17 protein-coding genes and 1 pseudogene are annotated in these 18,166 nt (G+C 68.7%); 8 read left to right on the top strand and 10 right to left on the bottom strand.

The annotated features are described in order from the left end of the window. The 7 genes and pseudogenes from ABDV68_RS11630 to ABDV68_RS11600 all read left to right on the top strand — a co-directional run. Window positions 1-1,453: pseudogene (locus ABDV68_RS11630) on the top strand (glutamine-synthetase adenylyltransferase); the annotation flags it as partial. Beyond that, window positions 1,450-1,920 (top strand): peroxiredoxin, encoded by a 471-nt coding sequence (locus ABDV68_RS11625; RefSeq protein WP_343520124.1) that lies wholly within the window; start codon window positions 1,450-1,452, stop codon window positions 1,918-1,920. The pseudogene ABDV68_RS11630 and the gene ABDV68_RS11625, both read left to right, overlap by 4 nt. Continuing rightward, entirely contained in the window at window positions 1,920-2,714 is a 795-nt protein-coding gene (locus ABDV68_RS11620) for a ferritin-like domain-containing protein (protein ID WP_343520122.1), read from the top strand. Before ABDV68_RS11625 ends, ABDV68_RS11620 begins: the two co-directional genes overlap by 1 nt. A 112-nt stretch (window positions 2,715-2,826) precedes the next feature. Then, window positions 2,827-4,029, top strand: a complete 1,203-nt coding sequence (locus tag ABDV68_RS11615; RefSeq protein WP_343520120.1) for a M23 family metallopeptidase — start codon at window positions 2,827-2,829, stop codon at window positions 4,027-4,029. A 268-nt stretch (window positions 4,030-4,297) separates the two neighbouring features. After that, window positions 4,298-4,639 carry an iron-sulfur cluster insertion protein ErpA gene (erpA, locus tag ABDV68_RS11610; protein ID WP_343520119.1) on the top strand — a complete coding sequence of 114 codons (342 nt, stop codon included), beginning with the start codon at window positions 4,298-4,300 and terminating at the stop codon, window positions 4,637-4,639. 5 nt (window positions 4,640-4,644) lie between these two features. Beyond that, window positions 4,645-5,418, top strand: a complete 774-nt coding sequence (gene xth / locus ABDV68_RS11605; protein ID WP_343520117.1) for an exodeoxyribonuclease III — start codon at window positions 4,645-4,647, stop codon at window positions 5,416-5,418. A gap of 182 nt (window positions 5,419-5,600) precedes the next feature. After that, window positions 5,601-5,846, top strand: coding sequence for a hypothetical protein (locus ABDV68_RS11600; protein ID WP_343520115.1), 246 nt, complete (start codon window positions 5,601-5,603; stop codon window positions 5,844-5,846). Window positions 5,847-5,895: 49 nt separating this feature from the next. Here ABDV68_RS11600 and ABDV68_RS11595 read toward each other — a convergent pair whose 3' ends face one another. Continuing rightward, window positions 5,896-7,053 (bottom strand): N-acetyltransferase, encoded by a 1,158-nt coding sequence (locus ABDV68_RS11595; protein ID WP_343520114.1) that lies wholly within the window; start codon window positions 7,051-7,053, stop codon window positions 5,896-5,898. A gap of 293 nt (window positions 7,054-7,346) precedes the next feature. On the opposite strand from ABDV68_RS11595, the gene ABDV68_RS11590 reads away from it, so the two are divergent. Next, window positions 7,347-8,456 (top strand): fatty acid desaturase, encoded by a 1,110-nt coding sequence (locus ABDV68_RS11590; RefSeq protein ID WP_343520113.1) that lies wholly within the window; start codon window positions 7,347-7,349, stop codon window positions 8,454-8,456. Window positions 8,457-8,641: 185 nt separating this feature from the next. On the opposite strand, the gene lptG is transcribed toward ABDV68_RS11590, so the two are convergent. From lptG to ABDV68_RS11545, 9 genes are all read right to left on the bottom strand, one after another. Next, complete coding sequence (gene lptG, locus ABDV68_RS11585) at window positions 8,642-9,745, bottom strand: LPS export ABC transporter permease LptG (protein ID WP_343520112.1); 1,104 nt, start codon at window positions 9,743-9,745, stop codon at window positions 8,642-8,644. Continuing rightward, window positions 9,742-10,941 carry an LPS export ABC transporter permease LptF gene (gene lptF, locus ABDV68_RS11580; protein WP_343520110.1) on the bottom strand — a complete coding sequence of 400 codons (1,200 nt, stop codon included), beginning with the start codon at window positions 10,939-10,941 and terminating at the stop codon, window positions 9,742-9,744. The genes lptG and lptF overlap by 4 nt, the downstream gene beginning before the upstream one ends. A gap of 82 nt (window positions 10,942-11,023) precedes the next feature. Continuing rightward, a complete protein-coding gene (locus ABDV68_RS11575; protein ID WP_343520109.1) occupies window positions 11,024-12,997 on the bottom strand; it encodes an ATP-binding protein in 1,974 nt (657 codons plus the stop codon). Between the two features lie 39 nt (window positions 12,998-13,036). After that, the gene (locus tag ABDV68_RS11570; protein ID WP_343520108.1) at window positions 13,037-14,290 is read right to left on the bottom strand and encodes an aminotransferase class I/II-fold pyridoxal phosphate-dependent enzyme; all 1,254 of its coding nucleotides are present in this window, start codon (window positions 14,288-14,290) and stop codon (window positions 13,037-13,039) included. Between the two features lies 1 nt (window position 14,291). After that, on the bottom strand, window positions 14,292-14,537 hold the full coding sequence (locus ABDV68_RS11565; RefSeq protein WP_343520107.1) for an acyl carrier protein: 246 nt from the start codon (window positions 14,535-14,537) through the stop codon (window positions 14,292-14,294). A gap of 71 nt (window positions 14,538-14,608) precedes the next feature. Next, window positions 14,609-15,514 carry an NAD(P)H-binding protein gene (locus tag ABDV68_RS11560; RefSeq protein ID WP_343520106.1) on the bottom strand — a complete coding sequence of 302 codons (906 nt, stop codon included), beginning with the start codon at window positions 15,512-15,514 and terminating at the stop codon, window positions 14,609-14,611. A gap of 280 nt (window positions 15,515-15,794) precedes the next feature. Further along, window positions 15,795-16,898, bottom strand: coding sequence for a glutamate 5-kinase (proB, locus tag ABDV68_RS11555; RefSeq protein WP_343520105.1), 1,104 nt, complete (start codon window positions 16,896-16,898; stop codon window positions 15,795-15,797). Window positions 16,899-16,948: 50 nt separating this feature from the next. Beyond that, on the bottom strand, window positions 16,949-17,749 hold the full coding sequence (locus tag ABDV68_RS11550; protein ID WP_343520103.1) for a hypothetical protein: 801 nt from the start codon (window positions 17,747-17,749) through the stop codon (window positions 16,949-16,951). An 85-nt stretch (window positions 17,750-17,834) separates the two neighbouring features. Then, window positions 17,835-18,166, bottom strand: a 332-nt coding sequence (locus ABDV68_RS11545; protein WP_343520101.1) for a MipA/OmpV family protein, incomplete at its 5' end; no start/stop codon positions are given.

Raw genomic sequence — 18,166 nt, 5'->3', positions numbered from 1 at the left:
CGACTTGACGCGGGCCGGCTTCGCCGATGCCGAGGCGGCGGCGCGGCTGGTCGAGGGTTGGCGGGACGCGCGTTACCCGGCGCTGCGCAGCGCCCCCGCCCGCGCGGCGCTGGAGACCGTGCTGCCGCGGCTGATCGCGGGGATCGGCGCGGCGCCCGATCCCGACCGCGCGCTGCTGCGGCTCGACACGATCCTTTCGCGGCTGCCGAGCGCGCTCAATCTCTTCAACTTGCTCGAGGCCAGCCCCAAGCTGACCGAATTGCTCAGTACGATTCTGTGCCACGCCCCGACGCTGGCCGAGGCGCTGGCGCGGCGGGTCGAGCTGATCGACGGGCTGATCGACGCAAGCGCGCTGGCGCCGGTCGGCGACGTGCCCGCGCTCGCCGCGGAGATGCGACGGCGCGAGGCGGGGGACGATTACCAGCGCCTGCTCGACCATGTCCGGCGCATCGTCGGCGAGAAGCGCTTCGCGCTCGGCTCGCAGATCGTCGCGGGCGCGAGCGATCCGCTCGACGTCTCGGCGGGCTATTCGCGTGTCGCCGAAGCCGCGCTCGAGGTGCTGGCACAGGCCGCGATCGACGAATTCTCGGTGCGCCATGGCCGCGTGCCGGACAGCGAGCTGGCGATCCTCGCGCTGGGGCGGTTTGGCGGCGGCGCGCTGACGCACGCCTCCGACCTCGACCTCATCTTCCTGTTCACCGGCGACTACATGGCCGATTCCGATGGCGAGAAACCGCTCGGCGCGGTGACCTATTACAACCGTTTGGCGCAGCGCGTGATCGCGGCGATGTCGGTCGCGACCGCGGCGGGCGCGCTCTACGAGGTCGATACGCGGCTGCGGCCGTCGGGCGCGCAGGGCCCGCTGGTGGTGTCGCTCGACGGCTTCGCCAAGTACCAGCGCGAGGACGCCTGGACCTGGGAACATATGGCGCTGACCCGGGCGCGGCCGGTGTTCGGCTCGGCGCAAGCCCGAGCGCAGGTGCAGGCGGTGATCGACGCGGTGCTCGCCGGCGACCGTCCGGCGCGCGACATCGCCGCCGATGCGCGCAAGATGCGGGCGGACATGGCAGCGCACAAGCCGCCGGCGGGGCCGCTCGACGCCAAGCTGCTGCCCGGCGGGCTCGTCGACCTCGAATTCGCGGTGCATACGCAGCAGCTGGTTTATCGCGCGGGCTTCGATCCGGAGCTGCGGCGCGCGATCGGCGAACTGGCCGCCGAGGGGCTGGTGTCGCCGGCGCTGACCGACGCGCTCGAGTTCCTCACCCGGCTGCTCGTGACGCTGCGCCTCGTCGCGCCCGACGCGCAGCCGCCCGCGCCGGCCACGCGTCCGGTGGTCGCACACGCCGTCGGGGCGCCCGATTGGGAAGGCGTGCTTGCGTCGCTCGACCGCCACCGGCAGGAGGTGATGGAGGCCTGGGCCGCGGCCGCGGGCAAGCAGGAGGACCGGACATGACGATCGCGCCAGGTGACCAGCTCCCCGCCGTCGAGTTGCTCGATGCGCAGGGCGAGGGCTTTTCGCTTGCCCGCTACGCCGGCAAGCCGCTGGTGCTCTATTTCTACCCCAAGGACGATACCGCCGGCTGTACGCGCGAGGCGCAGGAGTTCACCGCCGCCAAGCCCGCGTTCGACGCGGCGGGGGTGCAACTGCTCGGCATCTCCAAGGACACCGCGGCGAAGCACCGCAAGTTCGCCGAGAAATACGGTCTCACCGTCCCACTCGCGACCGATGACGGCGCCGCGCTGGAGGCGTTCGGTACCTGGGTCGAGAAGACGCTCTACGGGCGCAAATATATGGGGATCGACCGCTCGACCTTCCTGTTCGGCGCCGACGGCAAGCTCGTGCGCGAGTGGCGGAAGGTGCGCGTGCCGGGCCATGTCGAGGAAGTGCTCGCGGCCGCCAAGGCGCTGGGCGCGGGATGATGGAGACCGTCGCGCAGGCGGCGCGCGCGGTGCTGCTCACGTCCGAGCCGGCAGCGAAGGCGATGGCGGCGCGGCGCGCGGCGCGAGACTGGCGGCTGGGCCGGCTCGATCACCGCTTCGACGTCGCGATGCCCGATCGCCCCGCCTGGCCCGACCAGCCCGAGTTGCTCCCGCCCAGCCGCATGCCCAAGCGCGGCCGCGGAGGATCGCAGCGCGGCCGGATCGCACTGGTCCACGCGCTGGCGCATATCGAGTTCGTCGCGATCGACCTCGCCTTCGACATGGCCGGCCGGTTCGGCGGCCAGTTCCCGCGCGCCTTCACCGACGACTGGCTGAAGGTCGGGGCAGACGAGGCCATGCACTTCGCGCTGCTCGACCGGCGGCTACGCCAATTGGGGAGTCACTATGGGGCGATGCCCGCGCATGCCGGGCTATGGGAAGCGGCCCAAGCGACCGCGCACGACCCCGCCGCGCGGCTCGCCGTCGTGCCGATGGTGCTGGAGGCCCGCGGGCTCGACGTGACACCGGTGACTATCGATCGCCTCGAGGCGGTAGGCGACGAAGCTACTGCGCGGATTCTGAAGCGGATTTTCAACGACGAGATCCGCCATGTCGCGGCCGGTACGCGTTGGTTCGAATCCTGGTGCGCCGAGCGCCGAATCACCCCCGAGACCGAGTGGCGCGCGCTGCTCAACTGCTATTTTGGGGGAGCCATTAAGCCGCCGTTCAACGACTCGGCGCGTGCGACAGCCGGTCTGACGCGCGAATATTACGCAGCGCTTGCCGAGGCGTGAGCCACCGGTTCTAAGGGCAATCGTCAGGGCGCGGAGGGGCTGCTTCCTGCACTTTTGGTTTTAACGAAGGCGTGTGCCGTTGTTGGCGCGTGTCTATGGTCGCCGGGGACTCATGGTCAGCACCGTACTCAACGCGAACCTTGCCACGCGGTTCCGCAATTTTTTCACGACGCGCGATTTCATTTTCCATGACGGCCGCGACCTCCGCCGGTTCAGCGTCGCCGGCCGCACCCAGGCGCTGCTCGCCGGCATCGCCGCGATCACCGTCACCTTCTCCGCCTATGGCGTCTCGCAGGCCGCGTTCGGCGCGATCATGGCGACCGGCATCGCCGGCGAAGCGACCACGCCCGAAGCGAAGCTCGCCAGGATGCGCAACGAGATGGCGCAGATGGAAGCCGATGTCGAAGCGGTGAAGCAAGCCGCGCAGATCCACGCCGCCCGCGTCGAGCAGCGCCAGAAGATCATCGCCGGCGTGCTGACCGGCAAGGGCTCGCCCGCCGATGTCGGCGAGCCGGTTCCCGCCGCCGAACTGACCGGCGGCAGCAAGATCGCCCAGGAAGTGCTCGCCCCGCTGCGCAAGGTCGAGGCGCGCCAGGCCAAGCTCGCCGAGCAGGCCCGCAAGACCGCGCAGATCCGCATCCACCTCACCACCAACCACCTGCGCAGCCTCGGCATCAAGCCCGAGCGCTACGTCGCCGGCGGCATGGGCGGCCCGTTCGAGCCGGTGACGTCGGAAGCCGCCGCCGCCGCGGCGAGCAGCGCCACCGGCGCCGCTGCGGAGACCAGTGCCGACGCGCAGTTCCGTTCGCTCTTCCAGACCTGGCAGAAGCTCGACGTGCTCGAGCAGACGGTGATCTCGATCCCGTCGATGCAGCCGGTCGAGAACGTCAAGCTGACCAGCAGCTTCGGCGTCCGCTCCGACCCGTTCCACGGCTCCGCCGCGATGCACGCCGGCGTCGATATCCCGGGCCCGCTCGGCACCCCGGTTTATGCCACCGCCGACGGCGTGATCGGCCGCGCCGGCCGCTTCGGCGGCTATGGCAACCTCATCACCGTCAACCACGGCAAGGGCATCGAGACGCGCTACGGCCATCTCTCGAAGATCCTCGTTGCTTCCAACACCCGCGTGCGCCGCGGCCAGCTGATCGGGCTGATGGGCTCGACCGGCCGCTCGACCGGCAGCCACCTCCATTACGAGGTGCGGATCGACGGCGCGGCGGTGAACCCGATGCCGTTCATGCAGAACGCCAACGTACTCGACCAGATTCAGCAACGCGCCGCGCGCGTCCAGTTGACCGCCACAACCGGCAACTGACTTCCGGGATAACAGGAGAGGGAGAGGGGCCGCCCGGCACGTCCGGGTGGCCCTTTGCGTTGGGGGCGTTCGGGGAAGCGCTGACTTCATTCTAATCCTCCCCCGCCAGGGGGAAGTGGCGCCGAAGGCGACGGAGGGGGAGGAAGCGAGCCGCCAGCCTTCTGGCATCCGCCCCCTCCGTCAGCTGCGCTGACACCTCCCCCTGGCGGGGGAGGATTACAGAAACAGGCCTGTTGCCGTGATCATCGCGCTTCCCTATCTCCCTCCCATGGTCACCGCCCTATCCCAAGAGATCGGCCTGACGCCTTCCGCCGCGGCCCGCATTGCCGCGATCGCGGCCAGGCAGGGCAAGCCCGCGATCCTGCGCCTGTCGGTCGAGGGCGGCGGCTGCTCGGGCTTCCAGTACAGGTTCGAGCTGGCCGGTACGGTGGAGCCAGATGACGCGGTTGCCGAAACCGACGGTGTGCAGCTGCTGGTCGATCCGATCAGCCTCGACCTGCTGCGCGGCGCCAGCGTCGACTTCGTCGAATCGCTCGGCGGCGCGGCGTTCCGCGTGACCAATCCCAATGCCGCGTCCGGCTGCGGCTGCGGCACCAGCTTTTCGGTCTGACGCGCTTGAAGATCGTCAGCTACAATGTGAACGGCATCAAGGCGCGCCTGCCACGCTTGCTCGAGTATCTCGCCGAGCAGAAGCCCGACGTGGTCTGCCTGCAGGAGCTCAAGTCCGCCGACGAGGGCTTTCCCGAGAAGGACATTCGCGACGCCGGCTACGGCGCGGTGTGGCATGGCCAGAAGGGGTTCAACGGCGTCGCGATCCTCGCCAAGGGCGTCGATCCGGTCGAGCGCAAGCGCGGCCTCGAAGGCGAACCCGAGGACGAGCATAGCCGCTATGTCGAGGCGGAGGTGAACGGCGTGGTCGTCGCCTCGATCTACTTGCCCAACGGCAATCCGGTGCCGGGGCCCAAGTTCGACTACAAGTTGCGTTGGATCGAGCGCCTCTCCACCCATGCCCGGGCGCTGCTCGCGGAGGAGGTGCCGGTGGTGCTGGCGGGCGACTACAACGTCATCCCCAATGACGACGACGTGTTTTCGGTGCGGGCGATGGCGGCCGACGCACTGATGCAGCCCGAATCGCGCCAGGGCTACCGCGCGCTGGTCGCGCAGGGCTGGACCGATGCGCTGCGCACGCGGTTCCCGGCGGGCGGGGTGTGGACGTTCTGGGACTATCAGGCCGGCGCCTGGCAGCGCGACGCGGGATTCCGCATCGATCACCTTCTGCTGAGCCCGCTGGCGGCCGACCGGATGACCGGGGCGGGCGTCGACAAGGACTATCGCGGCCGTGAGAAGGCCAGCGACCATGCCCCGACCTGGGTGAACCTGCGCGGCTGATTTCCCGCGAATTGGCGCGCTACGCCAAGTTTCGGCGTGTGGTTTGCCGATCGTAACAAGTGTAACGCGCTAACGCATTGATTTTGCTCATCCCTAGTGTTTGGCATGCATAATGCACTAACACAGGGGCGGGCAGGGCGCACAGACCTCGCTCCGCACAGGTGCAGAAGAGGAGCTGTATCATGCGTACGATGTTCAAGGGTTTCGCTGCTGCCGTGCTCGCCGCCGGCCTCGCCACCGCCGCCAATGCCGAGACCAAGCCGGGCACGCCAGCGCCGACCGCGACGGCGAGCGCGGAGGCCAAGCCGGTCAAGGATAAGCGTTATTGCGTAGAGACTGAAACGACCGGTTCGCGCATCGTCCGCACGGAATGCCGGACTCGCTCTGAGTGGCTCGAACTCGGTTTCGATCCCCTCGATCCGAAGTGAACGAGGGTGCGGCCCGCGGTTCCCCTATGCCGCGGGCCGCAAACCCTGTTCAGAGCGGCTTGGCGTAGATCTGATAGACGCGGTTGATCCGGCTCTCGATCGCATCGGCGATCGCCACCATCCCCTGGTTGTCGTCGAGGATCCAGCCGATCTCGCCCCGCGAGGCGCCATATTCGCTGATCGCGGCGCGACGGATATATTCGATCATCATGAAGGCGAGCTGGCTCGCCATGCGCGAGCTCTGCAGCCGCTTGACCACGCCCATCAGCGGTACGCGCATCGTGCGTACCTGGGGCTTGCGCAGCCACCACAGCAGTTTCGCCCAGCCGAACGGGAACAAACTGCCGTTGAGCGGCGCGATCGCCTCGTTGAGATCGGGCAGCGTGATCATGAACGCCACCGGCTCGCCGTCGAGTTCGGCGATGCGGATCAAGTCCTCGAACACGATCGGCTTCAGCTTCTTGCCGACATCGTCGATCTCGGGCTGGGTCAGCGGGACGAAGCCCCAATTGTCCGACCAGGCATCGTTGAGAATGGCCAGGATCGTTGCCGCCTCCTGCTCGAAGCGCGACTTGTCGACCGTGCGGATGCGGATGCGGTCGCTCTTCTCGCCCATTGCGACGATGCGCTGGACGATCGGCGGGAATTCCTGGGTGATGTCGAGCTCATAGGTCACCAGCTGCTTCGCCGGTTCATAGCCCGCGGCCTCGATCCAGCCCTGATATTCGGGCCGGTGGTGCCCCATCATCACCGTCGGGGCATGGTCATGGCCCTTGATCAGCAGGCCCGGCTCCTCCCAGATCGACAGCGAGATCGGGCCGACCGCGCGAGTCATGCCCTTGCTCCGCAGCCAGTCCTCGGCGGCGTTGATCAGCGCGCGCGCGGTGCTCGCGTCCTCCGCCTCGAACAGGCCCCAGAAGCCGGTGCCCGGGCCGAAGCCCTGCTCGGCGGGCATTTCCAGCGCGAGCTTGTCGATATGCGCCGAGATGCGGCCGACGGTCCGCCCCTCGCGCTCGGCGAGGAACAGCCGCGCCACGGCATGGCTGAACCAGCCGTTCTTCTTGGGATTGATCGTCCCGGCGACCTCGCTGCGCAGCGGCGGCACCCAGTTGGGATCGCCGCGGTTGAGGCGATAGGCGAGCTCGATGAAGTCGCGGGTATCCGTCTTGGTCGTGACCGGACGGACGGCGAGCGGGGCGTTGGCCAAGGGCGGACCTTCCTCAAAGATTGCGCGCGATCCAGTCCCGCGTTGCCGCGCGCCTGTCAACCGGACGCGGACAGGCTGATCGGTTCAAGTCCTCCCCCGCTAGGGGGAGGTGGCATGCGAAGCATGACGGAGGGGGCGGATGCCAGAACATTAGCGGCTCGTGTCCTCCCCCTCCGTCGCCTTCGGCGCCACCTCCCCCTGGCGGGGGAGGATCATCAACTTCCTGTGCCTCACCTCTGGCGCACCACATCCCCACCCGTGAAATGCCACGCAATGGCCACTATCTGATGCGAATGGCCAGACCCATGAATACGCTTACCCTCGATGCGCCCGATGCTCCGGCGGCGGCGCAGCGCGCGAAGATCCGCCTCGCCGGCGTCGCCGACGACCGCGCGATGCTGCGTGCCGCGGCGGAGCTGACGCGCGACCTGCAGACGCCCAGGCCGCTCGTCTATTGGGGCGATTTCCTGGGTTCGGCCGCGGTCGGCTATGCCGCGCTCGCCGGCGCGATCCTGCTGCCTTCGACCGGCTGGGCGATCGCCAGCGCGGTACTGGCGGTGCTGGCGCTCTATCGCGCGAGCCTGTTCATCCACGAGATCACGCACCTCAAGCACTCGCTGCTCCCCGGCTTCAGGGTCGGCTGGAACCTGCTGCTCGGAATCCCGATGATGCTGCCTTCGTTCATGTACGAAGGCATCCACACCATCCACCACAGCCGCACCAAATATGGCACGGTCGAGGATCCCGAATATCTTCCGCTGGCGCTGATGAAGCCGTGGACGCTGCCGGTGTTCCTGCTCGTTTCGGCGCTGATGCCGCTCGGGCTGCTGCTTCGCTTCGGCGTGCTCGGCCCGCTCTCGCTGCTGTCGCCCAAGCTGCGCCGCATCGTCGTCGGCCGCTATTCGGGCCTGCAGATCAACCCGGCCTATGAGCGTCGCGCCCCCGAGGGCGAGTTCGCCAGGCAGTGGCGCTGGCAGGAGATCGGCGCGAGCCTGTGGGCGATCACGCTGATGGCGCTGACCGCGACCGGCGTGATCCCGCTCAAGGCGTTCCTGGTCTTCCTGGGCGTGATCGCCGCGGTCGCGGTGATCAACCAGGTGCGCACATTGGTCGCGCATCTGTGGGAGAATGAGGGCGAGCCGCTGACGGTCACCGCGCAGTTCCTCGACAGCGTCAACGTGCCGACCGGCTTCCTGCCGTGGCTGTGGGCGCCGGTCGGGCTGCGCTTCCACGCGCTGCACCACCTGCTGCCGAGCCTGCCCTATCATGCGCTGCCCGAGGCGCACCGGCGGCTGTCGGCGGCGCTGGGGCAGGGCTCGACCTATCAAGGCGCCAACTATCCCACGCTGCGCGGGCTGATGAGCCGGCTGGCGGCGAGTACGATGAAGCAGCGCGCGAGCTGACGCAGCACCGTCACCCGAGCAAAGCGGGTCGCCGGGCGTTCCAAATGTTCGCCATTCCGCTCGCGCGGACGGACACGCGAGCCGCGCGAAAAGCCAACTTCGTCTACGACTTGTTCCACCTTTGGAATTCGCGCGGGCTGGATTTCACGTGGAACCTATTTGGTTAAGTAACGGGTTTCCGCTGATTATTCCTCGGTCTTGAGCAGCACCGCCTCGCCGATCATCGCGAACAGCAGGAACGGCGCCCAGGCGGCCAGGAACGGCGGATAGGCCCCCAGATTCCCCATCGCCAGCGCGAAATTGTCGGCGACGAAATAGAGGAAGCCGAGCCCCATCCCGATCACGGCGCGCACGAACAGCTTGCCCGAGCGCGCGATGCCGAACGCCGCGACCGCGCCGAGCAGCGGCATCAGCACCGCCGAGAGCGGCCCCGAGAGCTTGTGCCACAGCGAACCTTCGAGCGCCTTGGTCGGCCGTCCCGCGGCTTTGAGGTCGCTCACCGCCTCGCGCAGCGAATCGAACGACATCGACTCGGCGTCGACGTTGGAGAGCGTGAACTGGTCCGGCCGCACGCCCTCGCCGATGATCGTGCTGCCGAGCGGGGTCAGCTCCCCGCTCGCCACGTCGAAGCGCTCGGCGCCGTCGACGCGCCAGCCGATCCCCTCGCGCCGGCCGGTCTTGGCGCGCACCAGCGACTTGAGCACCGCGCCGTCGCGTTCGTAGACGGTGACCCCGGCGAGCTGCGCGGCGTCGCCGCGGCCCTTGATCTGCTGGGCATGGATCAGGTGCGTGCCGTCGCGCACCCACACGTTGCTGCGGTCGCCGCGGTCGATCGGGAGCGGGCCGTAATCGACCTTCTTCCACTGCGCGAGCGTCGCGCTGGCGCGCGTCACCATGCGGTCGTTGAAGGTGAACGAGATCAGCGCGACGCCCAGCCCTGCGAGCATCAGCGGCGCCAGCACCTGATGCGCGGAGAGGCCCGAGGCCTTCATCGCGATCACCTCGCTGTTCTGGTTGAGCGTCGAGAGCGTGATGATCGTGCCGAGCAGCACCGAGAAGGGCAGGAAGGTCGCGATGATCTGCGGCACGCGCAGGCTGACATATTTCCAGACCTGCGCGTCGCCATTGCCGGGGAAGGCGAGGACGCGGCCGGATTCGCTCAGCAGGTCGAGCGTCTGCAGGATCAGCACCAGCCCGAACAGGAAGGCGAAGGTGTTGATGAGGAACGATCGCGCCATGTACAGCGACACGGTGCGCGACGGGAAGAAGTCGGTGATCGCGTGAATCATGCGCTGGCCGCCTTCCGCCGCCGCCCGGGCAACCGCTTGGCAATCGCCTTCCACGCCTTGGCGAAGACGCGCTCGAGCGCGCCGATCGGCTGGCCGCCCGGCACATAGGCGATCGTATAGTACATCCACACCACCAGCCCGGCGAACACCAGGAACGGCGCCCATAGCGCGATCAGCGGGTCGATCCGCCCCAGGCTTCCGATCGACTGCGCGTACTCGTTGATCTTGTGATAGGTGACGATCATCACGATCGACAGGAACACGCCGAGCGCCGAGGTTGATCGCTTGGGCGGGATGCCCAATGCGAGCGCGAGCAGCGGCAGCAGGAACATCGTCGCCACCTCGACCACGCGGAAGTGGAAGGCCGAGCGGCTGGTGTCGCGATCGGTCTCACTCGCCCTGGGATCGCCGCCGATGCGGGCGAGCTCGGGCAGGGTCAGCTCGAGATTGCGTTCGCCGCGCCGGCGGAACTGCTCGAACTTGGGCAGGTCGATCGGCAGGTCGTGGGCGTCGAAGGTCAGCACGCGCGGCACGTTGAACTTGGGGCTCTGGTGGATCAGCGTGCCCTTGGTCAGGCGGAAGATGATCACGTCGGGATCGTCGGTGCGCAGGAACTGGCCCTTCTCCGCGGTCGCCGAGACGATGTCGCCGCCGGGTGCGCGGGCGCTGACGAAGATGCCGGACAGGTCGGTACCCTCGTTGCGGCTCTCCTCGATGCGCAAGGTCATGCGGTCGCCGAGATTGGTGAACTCGCCCACCTTGATCGACGCGCCGAGCGCGCCGGTGCGCAGCTCGAAGCGCAGCCCCTCGTAATTGTAGCGCGCATAGGGCTGGATATAGCCGACGATCGCGAGGTTGAGCGCCGCCAGAACCACCGCATACATGTACGGCACGCGCAGCATCCGGCCATAACTCATGCCGACGGCGCGCAGCACGTCGAGCTCGGACGTGGTGGCGAGGCGGCGGAAGGCGAGCAGGATGCCGAGCATCAGCCCGATCGGGATGCCAAGCCCGAGATATTCGGGGAGCAGGTTGGCGAGCATGCGCCACACCACGCTGACCGGCCCGCCCTCGCTCGCGACGAAATCGAAGAGGCGCAGCATGCGGTCGAGCACGAGCAGCATCGCCGAGATGAGCAAGGTGGAGATCAGCGGAACCGCGATCAGTCGCGCAATATAGCGATCGAGTGCGGTCATGCGGGAGGATGCGCCCTGGCGTTCTCAAAAGCGCCGGTGAACCGGCTGTGCCGCAACGCTATATCGAACGGCGCGCGCAAATCTAGCCCGTCGCGGTTTGCGGATGAGCCGGCTCGCCGCCACCGCGCTGCGCCATCGCGTCGGCGATCGCCATTTCGAGCGCCGCGAGCGTGAAGGGCTTGCGCAGCACCGGCCGCCCGCCAAAGCGATCGTGATCGGCCGCGTCGCCGGCATAGCCGGTGACGTAGAGGATCGCGACATTGTCGAGCTGCGGCTCGAGCGCGGCGATCATCTCGGGCCCGGTCTGGCCGGGCATGATCACATCGCTGATCACGAGATCGAGGGCGTGAAGACCCGCGACGATGCGCGGCGCCGTCAGCGGATCCTCGCACGGCACGGGGCGATGGCCGATCTCCTCGAGCGCGGCGACCGTCGCGGAGAGCACGCGCGGATCGTCCTCCACCAGCAGGATGTCGAGCGCGCGATGCGGCTCGGGCCGCGGACCGATCCGCTCGGCCGGGCGCACCTCGGCCGGCTGGTCGACGTTGTGGCAGGGGAGGTAGAGCGTGACCGTGGTGCCCTCGCCCGGTGCCGAGTCGATCCGAATCTCGCCGCCCGACTGGCGGACGAAGCCGAAGATCTGGCTAAGGCCGAGCCCGGTGCCCTTGCCCACCGGCTTGGTGGTGAAGAAGGGCTCGAACACGCGCTCCATCACCTCGGGCGTCATGCCGCCGCCGGTGTCCGACACCGCGATGGTGACGTAGTTGCCCGGGCTGCAATCGCGCGCCGCCTCGCCGTCGAGCGTCGCATGGCCAGTGGCGATGGTCAGCGTGCCGCGGCCCTCCATCGCGTCGCGAGCGTTGACCGCGAGGTTGAGCAGCGCGTTCTCGAGCTGGTGCCGGTCGGCCCAGACGTGCCAGCCCGCGGCGGTGGTGCGAGTCTGCACCGCGATGCCCTCGCCCAGCGTGCGCTCGAGCAGGTTGGACATGCCGGCGATCAGCTCGGTCGGGTCGATCGCCTGCGGGGTCAGCGGTTCGGAGCGGGCGAAGGCGAGCAGGCGGCGAGTCAGCGTCGCGGCGCGGTTGGCGCCCTCGGCGGCATTGTCGATGTGTCTGACCGACTGAGTGGCCCCTTCGGGCAGGTGCCGCTTGGCGAGCTCGAGACCGCCCAGCACGATCGCGAGCATGTTGTTGAAGTCGTGCGCGATGCCGCCCGTGAGCTGGCCGATGGCCTCCATCTTCTGCGCCTGGCGGAGCTGCGCCTCGGCGGCGGCACGCTCGCGCGCTTCCTCCTGCAGGCCTGCAGTGGCGGCGGCGACCGCTGCCTCGAGCTCGACCGCGCGCTCCCGCTGCGCCTGGGCCTCGGCGGCGGCGGCGGCGCGCTCGCGGATCGCGCGGATGTTGAGCCAGCCCAGGATCATCGCGCCGATCACGATCAGCATGCCGAACAGGATCAGGTTGCGCGTTTCTTCTTCGGCTTCGGCCGAGGTCTGGCGAGCGCGGCGCGACCGTTCGTTGAGCAAGGTGCGCTCGGCGGCGACGATGCGGCCGAGCAGTCCCTGGATGCGCGGCAGCACCGGCGAACGGCGCGCCTCGTCGAAATAGGCGTAGGCGGCCGCGTTGCGGTTGAAACGGGTGTGGAGCGCGATCCGCGCCAGCTCCTTGCCGCGATCGGCGAAGGCGGTGCGCAGCTCGGGGATCAGCTCCGCCTCGGGCTCGTGGCCGCGGGTGCGGCGGGCGAGCAGGCTGAGCTGGCCCTGGGCACGCTGCCACTCGGCGACATAGTCGCGGCCCACGCTCTCCTCGCCGCTGACGACGTAGCGGGCGAGCGTCGCCTCGGCGCTGGCCATGGTGCCGGCGAGGCTCTGGGCGAGGATCATCACCTCGTAGCTTTGCGACTGGCGGGCGAGGGCGGCGTCGCGCACGGCGTCGGCCGAGCGCTGGTTGCTGATCAGCGCGGCGAGGACCCCGATGCCGAGTATGGCGATCAGGACCATCATCACCGCGCGCCAGTCGAGCCGCGCGATACGCTGCGCCAGTCCGATACCCTCGCTCATGACCGCGATTCTAGGCCTGCCGGAGGCCGGTAGCCAGCCCTAACCGATCACCCCGACCGCCTGGCCCGCAGCCTTGAACATGCCGAGGATGCGCTGGACCTGTTCGGGCGTGTGCTCTGCGCAGAGCGAGCAGCGAAGCAGGAAGGTACCGGCCGGGGTCGCCGGCGGGCGCGCCATGTTGACGTAGAGGCCGTTGTCGAGCAGCGCCTGCCACATCGCCACCGCCTGCTCCTGATCGTCGAGGATCACGGCGATGATCGCGCTCTCGGCGCTCTCGGTGCCGAGCTTGAAGCCCATTTCCTTGAGGCCCGAATGCACTGCGCGGGCATTCTCCCAGAGGTGCTGGCGCTTGTTGTGGGCGTGCTGGAGCTTGCGGATCGAGGTCGCGGCGGTGGCGACCACGCTCGGCGGCAGGCTCGCGGTGAAGATATAGGCGCGGCAGGCGAGGCGGATCGCCTCGAACTTCGGGTGATTCGACACGCAGAAGCCGCCGACGGTGCCGACCGACTTGGAGAAGGTGCCGACGATGAAGTCGACATCGCCCTCGCAGCCCTGGTCCTCGTACACGCCGCGGCCATTGGGACCGTAAAAGCCCATCGAATGCGCCTCGTCCGAAAGCACCATCGCGCCGTGCTTCTTGGCGACCGCGACCATCTCCTTCAATGGCGCGACGTCGCCGAGCATCGAATAGACGCCCTCGAGCACGACCAGCTTGCCGGCCTCGGCGGGCAGGCGGCCGAGGCGCTTGTCGAGGTCCTCGACGCTGTTGTGGCGGAAGCGCACGATTTCGGCATAGCCCTGCTTGCAGCCGTCGTAGATCGAGGCGTGGCTGTCGGCGTCGAGGATGATGTAGTCGCCCTTGCCGGCGAGGGTCGAGATCATCCCGAGATTGGCCATGTAGCCCGTCGAGAAGACGATCGCGCCCGTGGTGCCGTAGAAGTCGCGCAGCGCCTGCTCGACCTCCATATGATCGCGGAAAGTGCCGTTGAGCATGCGGCTGCCGTTGGTGCCGCTGCCGAACTGGTCGAGCGCGTCCTTGCCGGCCTGGATCACGTCCGGATCGAAGGTCATGCCCATGTAATTATAGGTGCCGAGCAGGATCGTGTCCTTGCCCTTGATCACCGCCTCGGTCGGCGACTTCACCTGCTCCATCACGATCGCGAAGGGATCGGTGACGCCGCTGTCGAGCAGCGCCTGGCGCTCGGCGATGAGGCCGTCGAACTTGCTCATCAGGTCGGGCTTCGCACCGGCCGGAATGGTCGGTGCGTCGGCGGTCGCGATCGAGTCGGTCATGTCAGGCGGCCTTGAGCTTCTGGACGGCATCGACGAGCTGGCCGACGGTCTCGATCTCGGCCTGCATGTTCATCGTGATGATGATGTCGAACTCGTCCTCGATCGCGGCGACGAAGTCCATGACGGTGAGGCTGTCCCACTCCAGGTCACCGGCGAAGGTGGTGGAATCGGTGAGGTCGATGCCCTTCTTGTTGAAAGGCTCGATCAGGCCGGAGACGGTGGCGAAGATGTCGTTGCGGTCGCTCATGCGCGGTCCTTAATTTGCTTGCCGCCAAGTGCCAAGCGAATGCGGCGGAAACGGGGTCGCGGTGCGGCGGATCAGAGCAGCCCCTCCGCCCGATACCAGGCCGCGGTCTGCGCGAGGCCATCCGGCGTGGCGATCAGCGGAACCCAGAGCGCGGCCGGCGGGCGGCGGCTGGGGTCGGTGGTCCAGTCGGGGTGGCTGAGATAGGCGGCGCGGTCCGGGGTGAGCTTGGCGTTGGCCTCGCGCAAGAAGCGGTCGGCCCGCCCCGCGAGATGGAGCAGCGGACGCGGGACCGAGAGGGGGAGGGGGCGCTTGCCCACCGCTTGTCCCACCATGCGCGCGAACTGATGGTGGGTGTAGCCGCCGTCGACGCCATCGTCGCATTCGAAGATTTCGCGGCCGGGATCGGCCAATGCGAGGGTGACGAGCAGGCGCGCCAAGTCGGCGACATGGATCAGCGAGATGCGGCCTTTGGGCGGCAACAAGACGAGGCCGAGCTTCGCCATGCGGAAGATGTCGCGCATTTCCAGATCGCCAGGACCATAGACGCCTGGCGGGCGGATCATCGCCCAGTCGAGGCCCGAGTTGCGCACTTCCTGCTCGGCGCGCTCCTTCGAGTGTCCGTATTGCGAGAGCTTGGGTTCGCGCGCGGCCATCGAGGAGACATGGACGAAGCGCCTGACACCCATCGAAGCCGCCGCGGCCGCCATGTGGCGCGTGCCGTCGATATTGCCGCGGGTAAAGCCTTCGGACGTCGGCGCGTTGACCACGCCGGCGATGTGGATCACCGCATCGGCGCCGCTGGCGAGGCGGGCGAGCGCTTCCTCATGGTCGAGGCTGCCGGCGATCCAGGTGACGCCGTCGCGCGCTGGCTGCTCACGGCGGGTGAGCGCGCGGACGTGCATGCCGCGCGCGAGCGCGTGGTCGACCGTCGCCTTGCCGACGAAGCCCGTGGCGCCGGTGAGGGCGAGGGTGGTCATGTCGGTTCACCCTGGAGCGGGTGTGGGAGAAGAAGCTTTTGTTCACGCGAAGGCGCGAAGGCGCTAAGAAGAGTTGTTCGCGCAGGGGCGCAGAGAAACGCAGAGGCGCAGAGATGCACTCCCGCCGTGCCAGCGGCTCCCAGTACCCCACCGGCACCGCTTGCTGCAACGCCGGCAATGCACGGGTGCTTCGCGCAAATACAAGCAAACCTGCGCTCTCCGCACCTCTGCGCGAACCAACTTCTTCTCTCCGCGCCTTCGCGCCTTCGCGCGAACCTGATCACAGCAGCGCCATATGGTTGCGGTGGACCAGCGTGGAACGAGGCGCATAGCCCAGGATGTCGCCCTGGTCCTCGCTGCGCATGCCGAGGATCGCCTGGGCATCGGGCGCATCATACTCGGATAGGCCGCGGGCGATCGGGCCGTTAGGGCCCTCGATCGTCACCAGATCGCCGCGGAAGAACATGCCGCGGATCGCGGTGGCGCCGATCGCGAGCAGGCTGCGGCCCTCGGTCAGCGCCTGGGCCGCGCCGGCGTCGACGACGATACTGCCCTTGGCGGTGAGGCGGCCGGCGAGCCACGCCTTGCGCGCCCGCGTGCGTTTCTCGGGCAGGAAGACGGTGTGGCGCGCGTCGGTGGAGAGCGGGCGCTCGATGCGGCCGCTGGCGATGGCGAGGCTGACCCCGGCCGACGCGGCGATGCGCGCGGCCTCGATCTTCGAGACCATTCCGCCCGAGCCCATGCCCGATGCCGAGCCGCGGTCGGCCATGCCCTCGATCCGCCCGTCGATGCGCTCGACCACGGGGATATGGACCGCGCCGGGCAAAGCGGGGTTGCGGTCGTAGAGCCCGTCGATGTCGCTGAGCAGCACGACTCCGCCGGCGTCCGCCGCTTGCGCCACGCGCGCGGCGAGGCGGTCATTGTCGCCGAAGCGGATCTCGGCGGTGGCGACGCTGTCATTCTCGTTGATGATCGGCACCACGCCGAGCCCGAGCAGACGGCCGAGCGTAGCCGAGGCGTTGAGATAGCGGCGGCGGTCCTCGAGATCGTCGAGCGTGACCAGCATCTGCGCGGCGGTGAGGCCGTCGGCACCGAGCACTTCGGCCCAGACCTGCGACAGCGCGATCTGGCCGGTGGCGGCAGCGGCCTGAGCGTCCTCGAGGCTGGCGCGGCCGCCCTTGGTGAGCTTGAGCCGCCGCGCGCCGAGCGCGATTGCGCCCGAGGAGACGACCGCGACTTGCTGCCCAGCCTGTACCCGCGCGGCGATGTCGGCAGCGATCCCTTCGAGCCAGCCGCGTCGCACGCCGCCCTCGGGATCGACGAGCAGCGCCGAGCCGATCTTGACGACGAGGCGCGGGCAGATGGCGGGCGGAAAGAGATGCATCGCGCCCGCGTTAGCGCCGGTTGCGCCGCTCGCCAATCACTGGCGTGCGGTCAGTCGGCCGCCTCGACGATCGAGGCGCGGACAAAGTCGCAGCGGTGGCGGCTGATCGACTGGGCGAGGCGATCGGCGATCGCGGTGCGCGTCTCCTCGTCGCCGGCGCGGATCTCGGCGAGCTCGGCGGCGGTGAGCAGCACCACCGGGAGCAGGCGCACCGGCGAGAGCGGCATGTCGTCGATCCGCTCGGGGAAGTCCGGCGCGGGCCCGCCGACGAGCACGCCGATCGCATCGTCCGAGGTGACGAAGCGGGCCGGCACGGCATCCTTGATCGCGTGCGAGCGCGAGACGCCGGGCACTTCGATCGAGAGCACGCCATAGGCATCGAACGCGGCGCGTGCGCCCTCGGCCTCGGCGATGGTCGCGGCGATATTGGTGAGCAGCTCGAACGCCCAGCTATGCTTGAGCGGTTCGATGTTGCCCGGCGCGCCGAGCTGATCCGGCGCGAGGTCGCCGGTCTCGAGGAACAGCTCGCACTCGAAGCCATTGACCGCGCGGCCCGCACCGTCGTCATCGAACGGATCGGACATGCCGTCGGTGGCGAGTAGCACCGTGCCGCCCGCGCGCCGCGCGATGCGATAGGCTTGGCGCGTGGCCGGCCAGCGCGGGCCGCCGCGCAGGCCGGGGCTGATCACATGGCCGAGAACGTCCCTTTCGAGTGCGCCGACATCGGCCCAGAAGGCGTCGCGGCGCTGTTGCGACCGGACGAGCATGCTGTCGGGAAGCGGTGCCGGAGGTGCGCGATCGGCGTCGGGCTTCGATCCGGTCAGTCCCCGCAGCCAATCGAACAAACCCATGCGACTCTCCCTATGCCTTGGAATGGCGGGGAAAGTCATTCGGCGGGAATGTGTCGGGGTGGTGACTCGGCGTCGATGAAACGGCTTATCTGCGACCGAAGGTGTAGCTTAGCGCCACGCCTGCGGCGAACTGATTGCGCGAGCCGAGCGTGCGCGCGACGGGCGAGTCCGCAGCGTCGCCGACGAGCCGGTCGTAGCGTGCATAGGTGGCGACGCCCCAGCGGCGCGAGAGCTGGTGAAGGTGGCCGGCGGCGACCCCGACGGCCTGTACGCCGCCCTTGGGATCATAAGCGGGCAGGCCCGAGGCGGCGGCATCGGCCGACGTGATGCCGAAATAGGCGCGGTGGTATTTGCGGTCGGCGGAGCAGGGTCTCGATCTCGTTGCCCGGCAGCGAACCCGGCCGCTCCGGTTCATGC

Source organism: Sphingomonas sp., assembly GCF_039595165.1.
In the GTDB taxonomy this organism is placed as follows: Bacteria; Pseudomonadota; Alphaproteobacteria; order Sphingomonadales; family Sphingomonadaceae; genus Sphingomonas.
The sequence above is the reverse complement of the archived record's forward strand: the minus strand, read 5'-3'. Positions and strand labels throughout refer to the sequence as shown.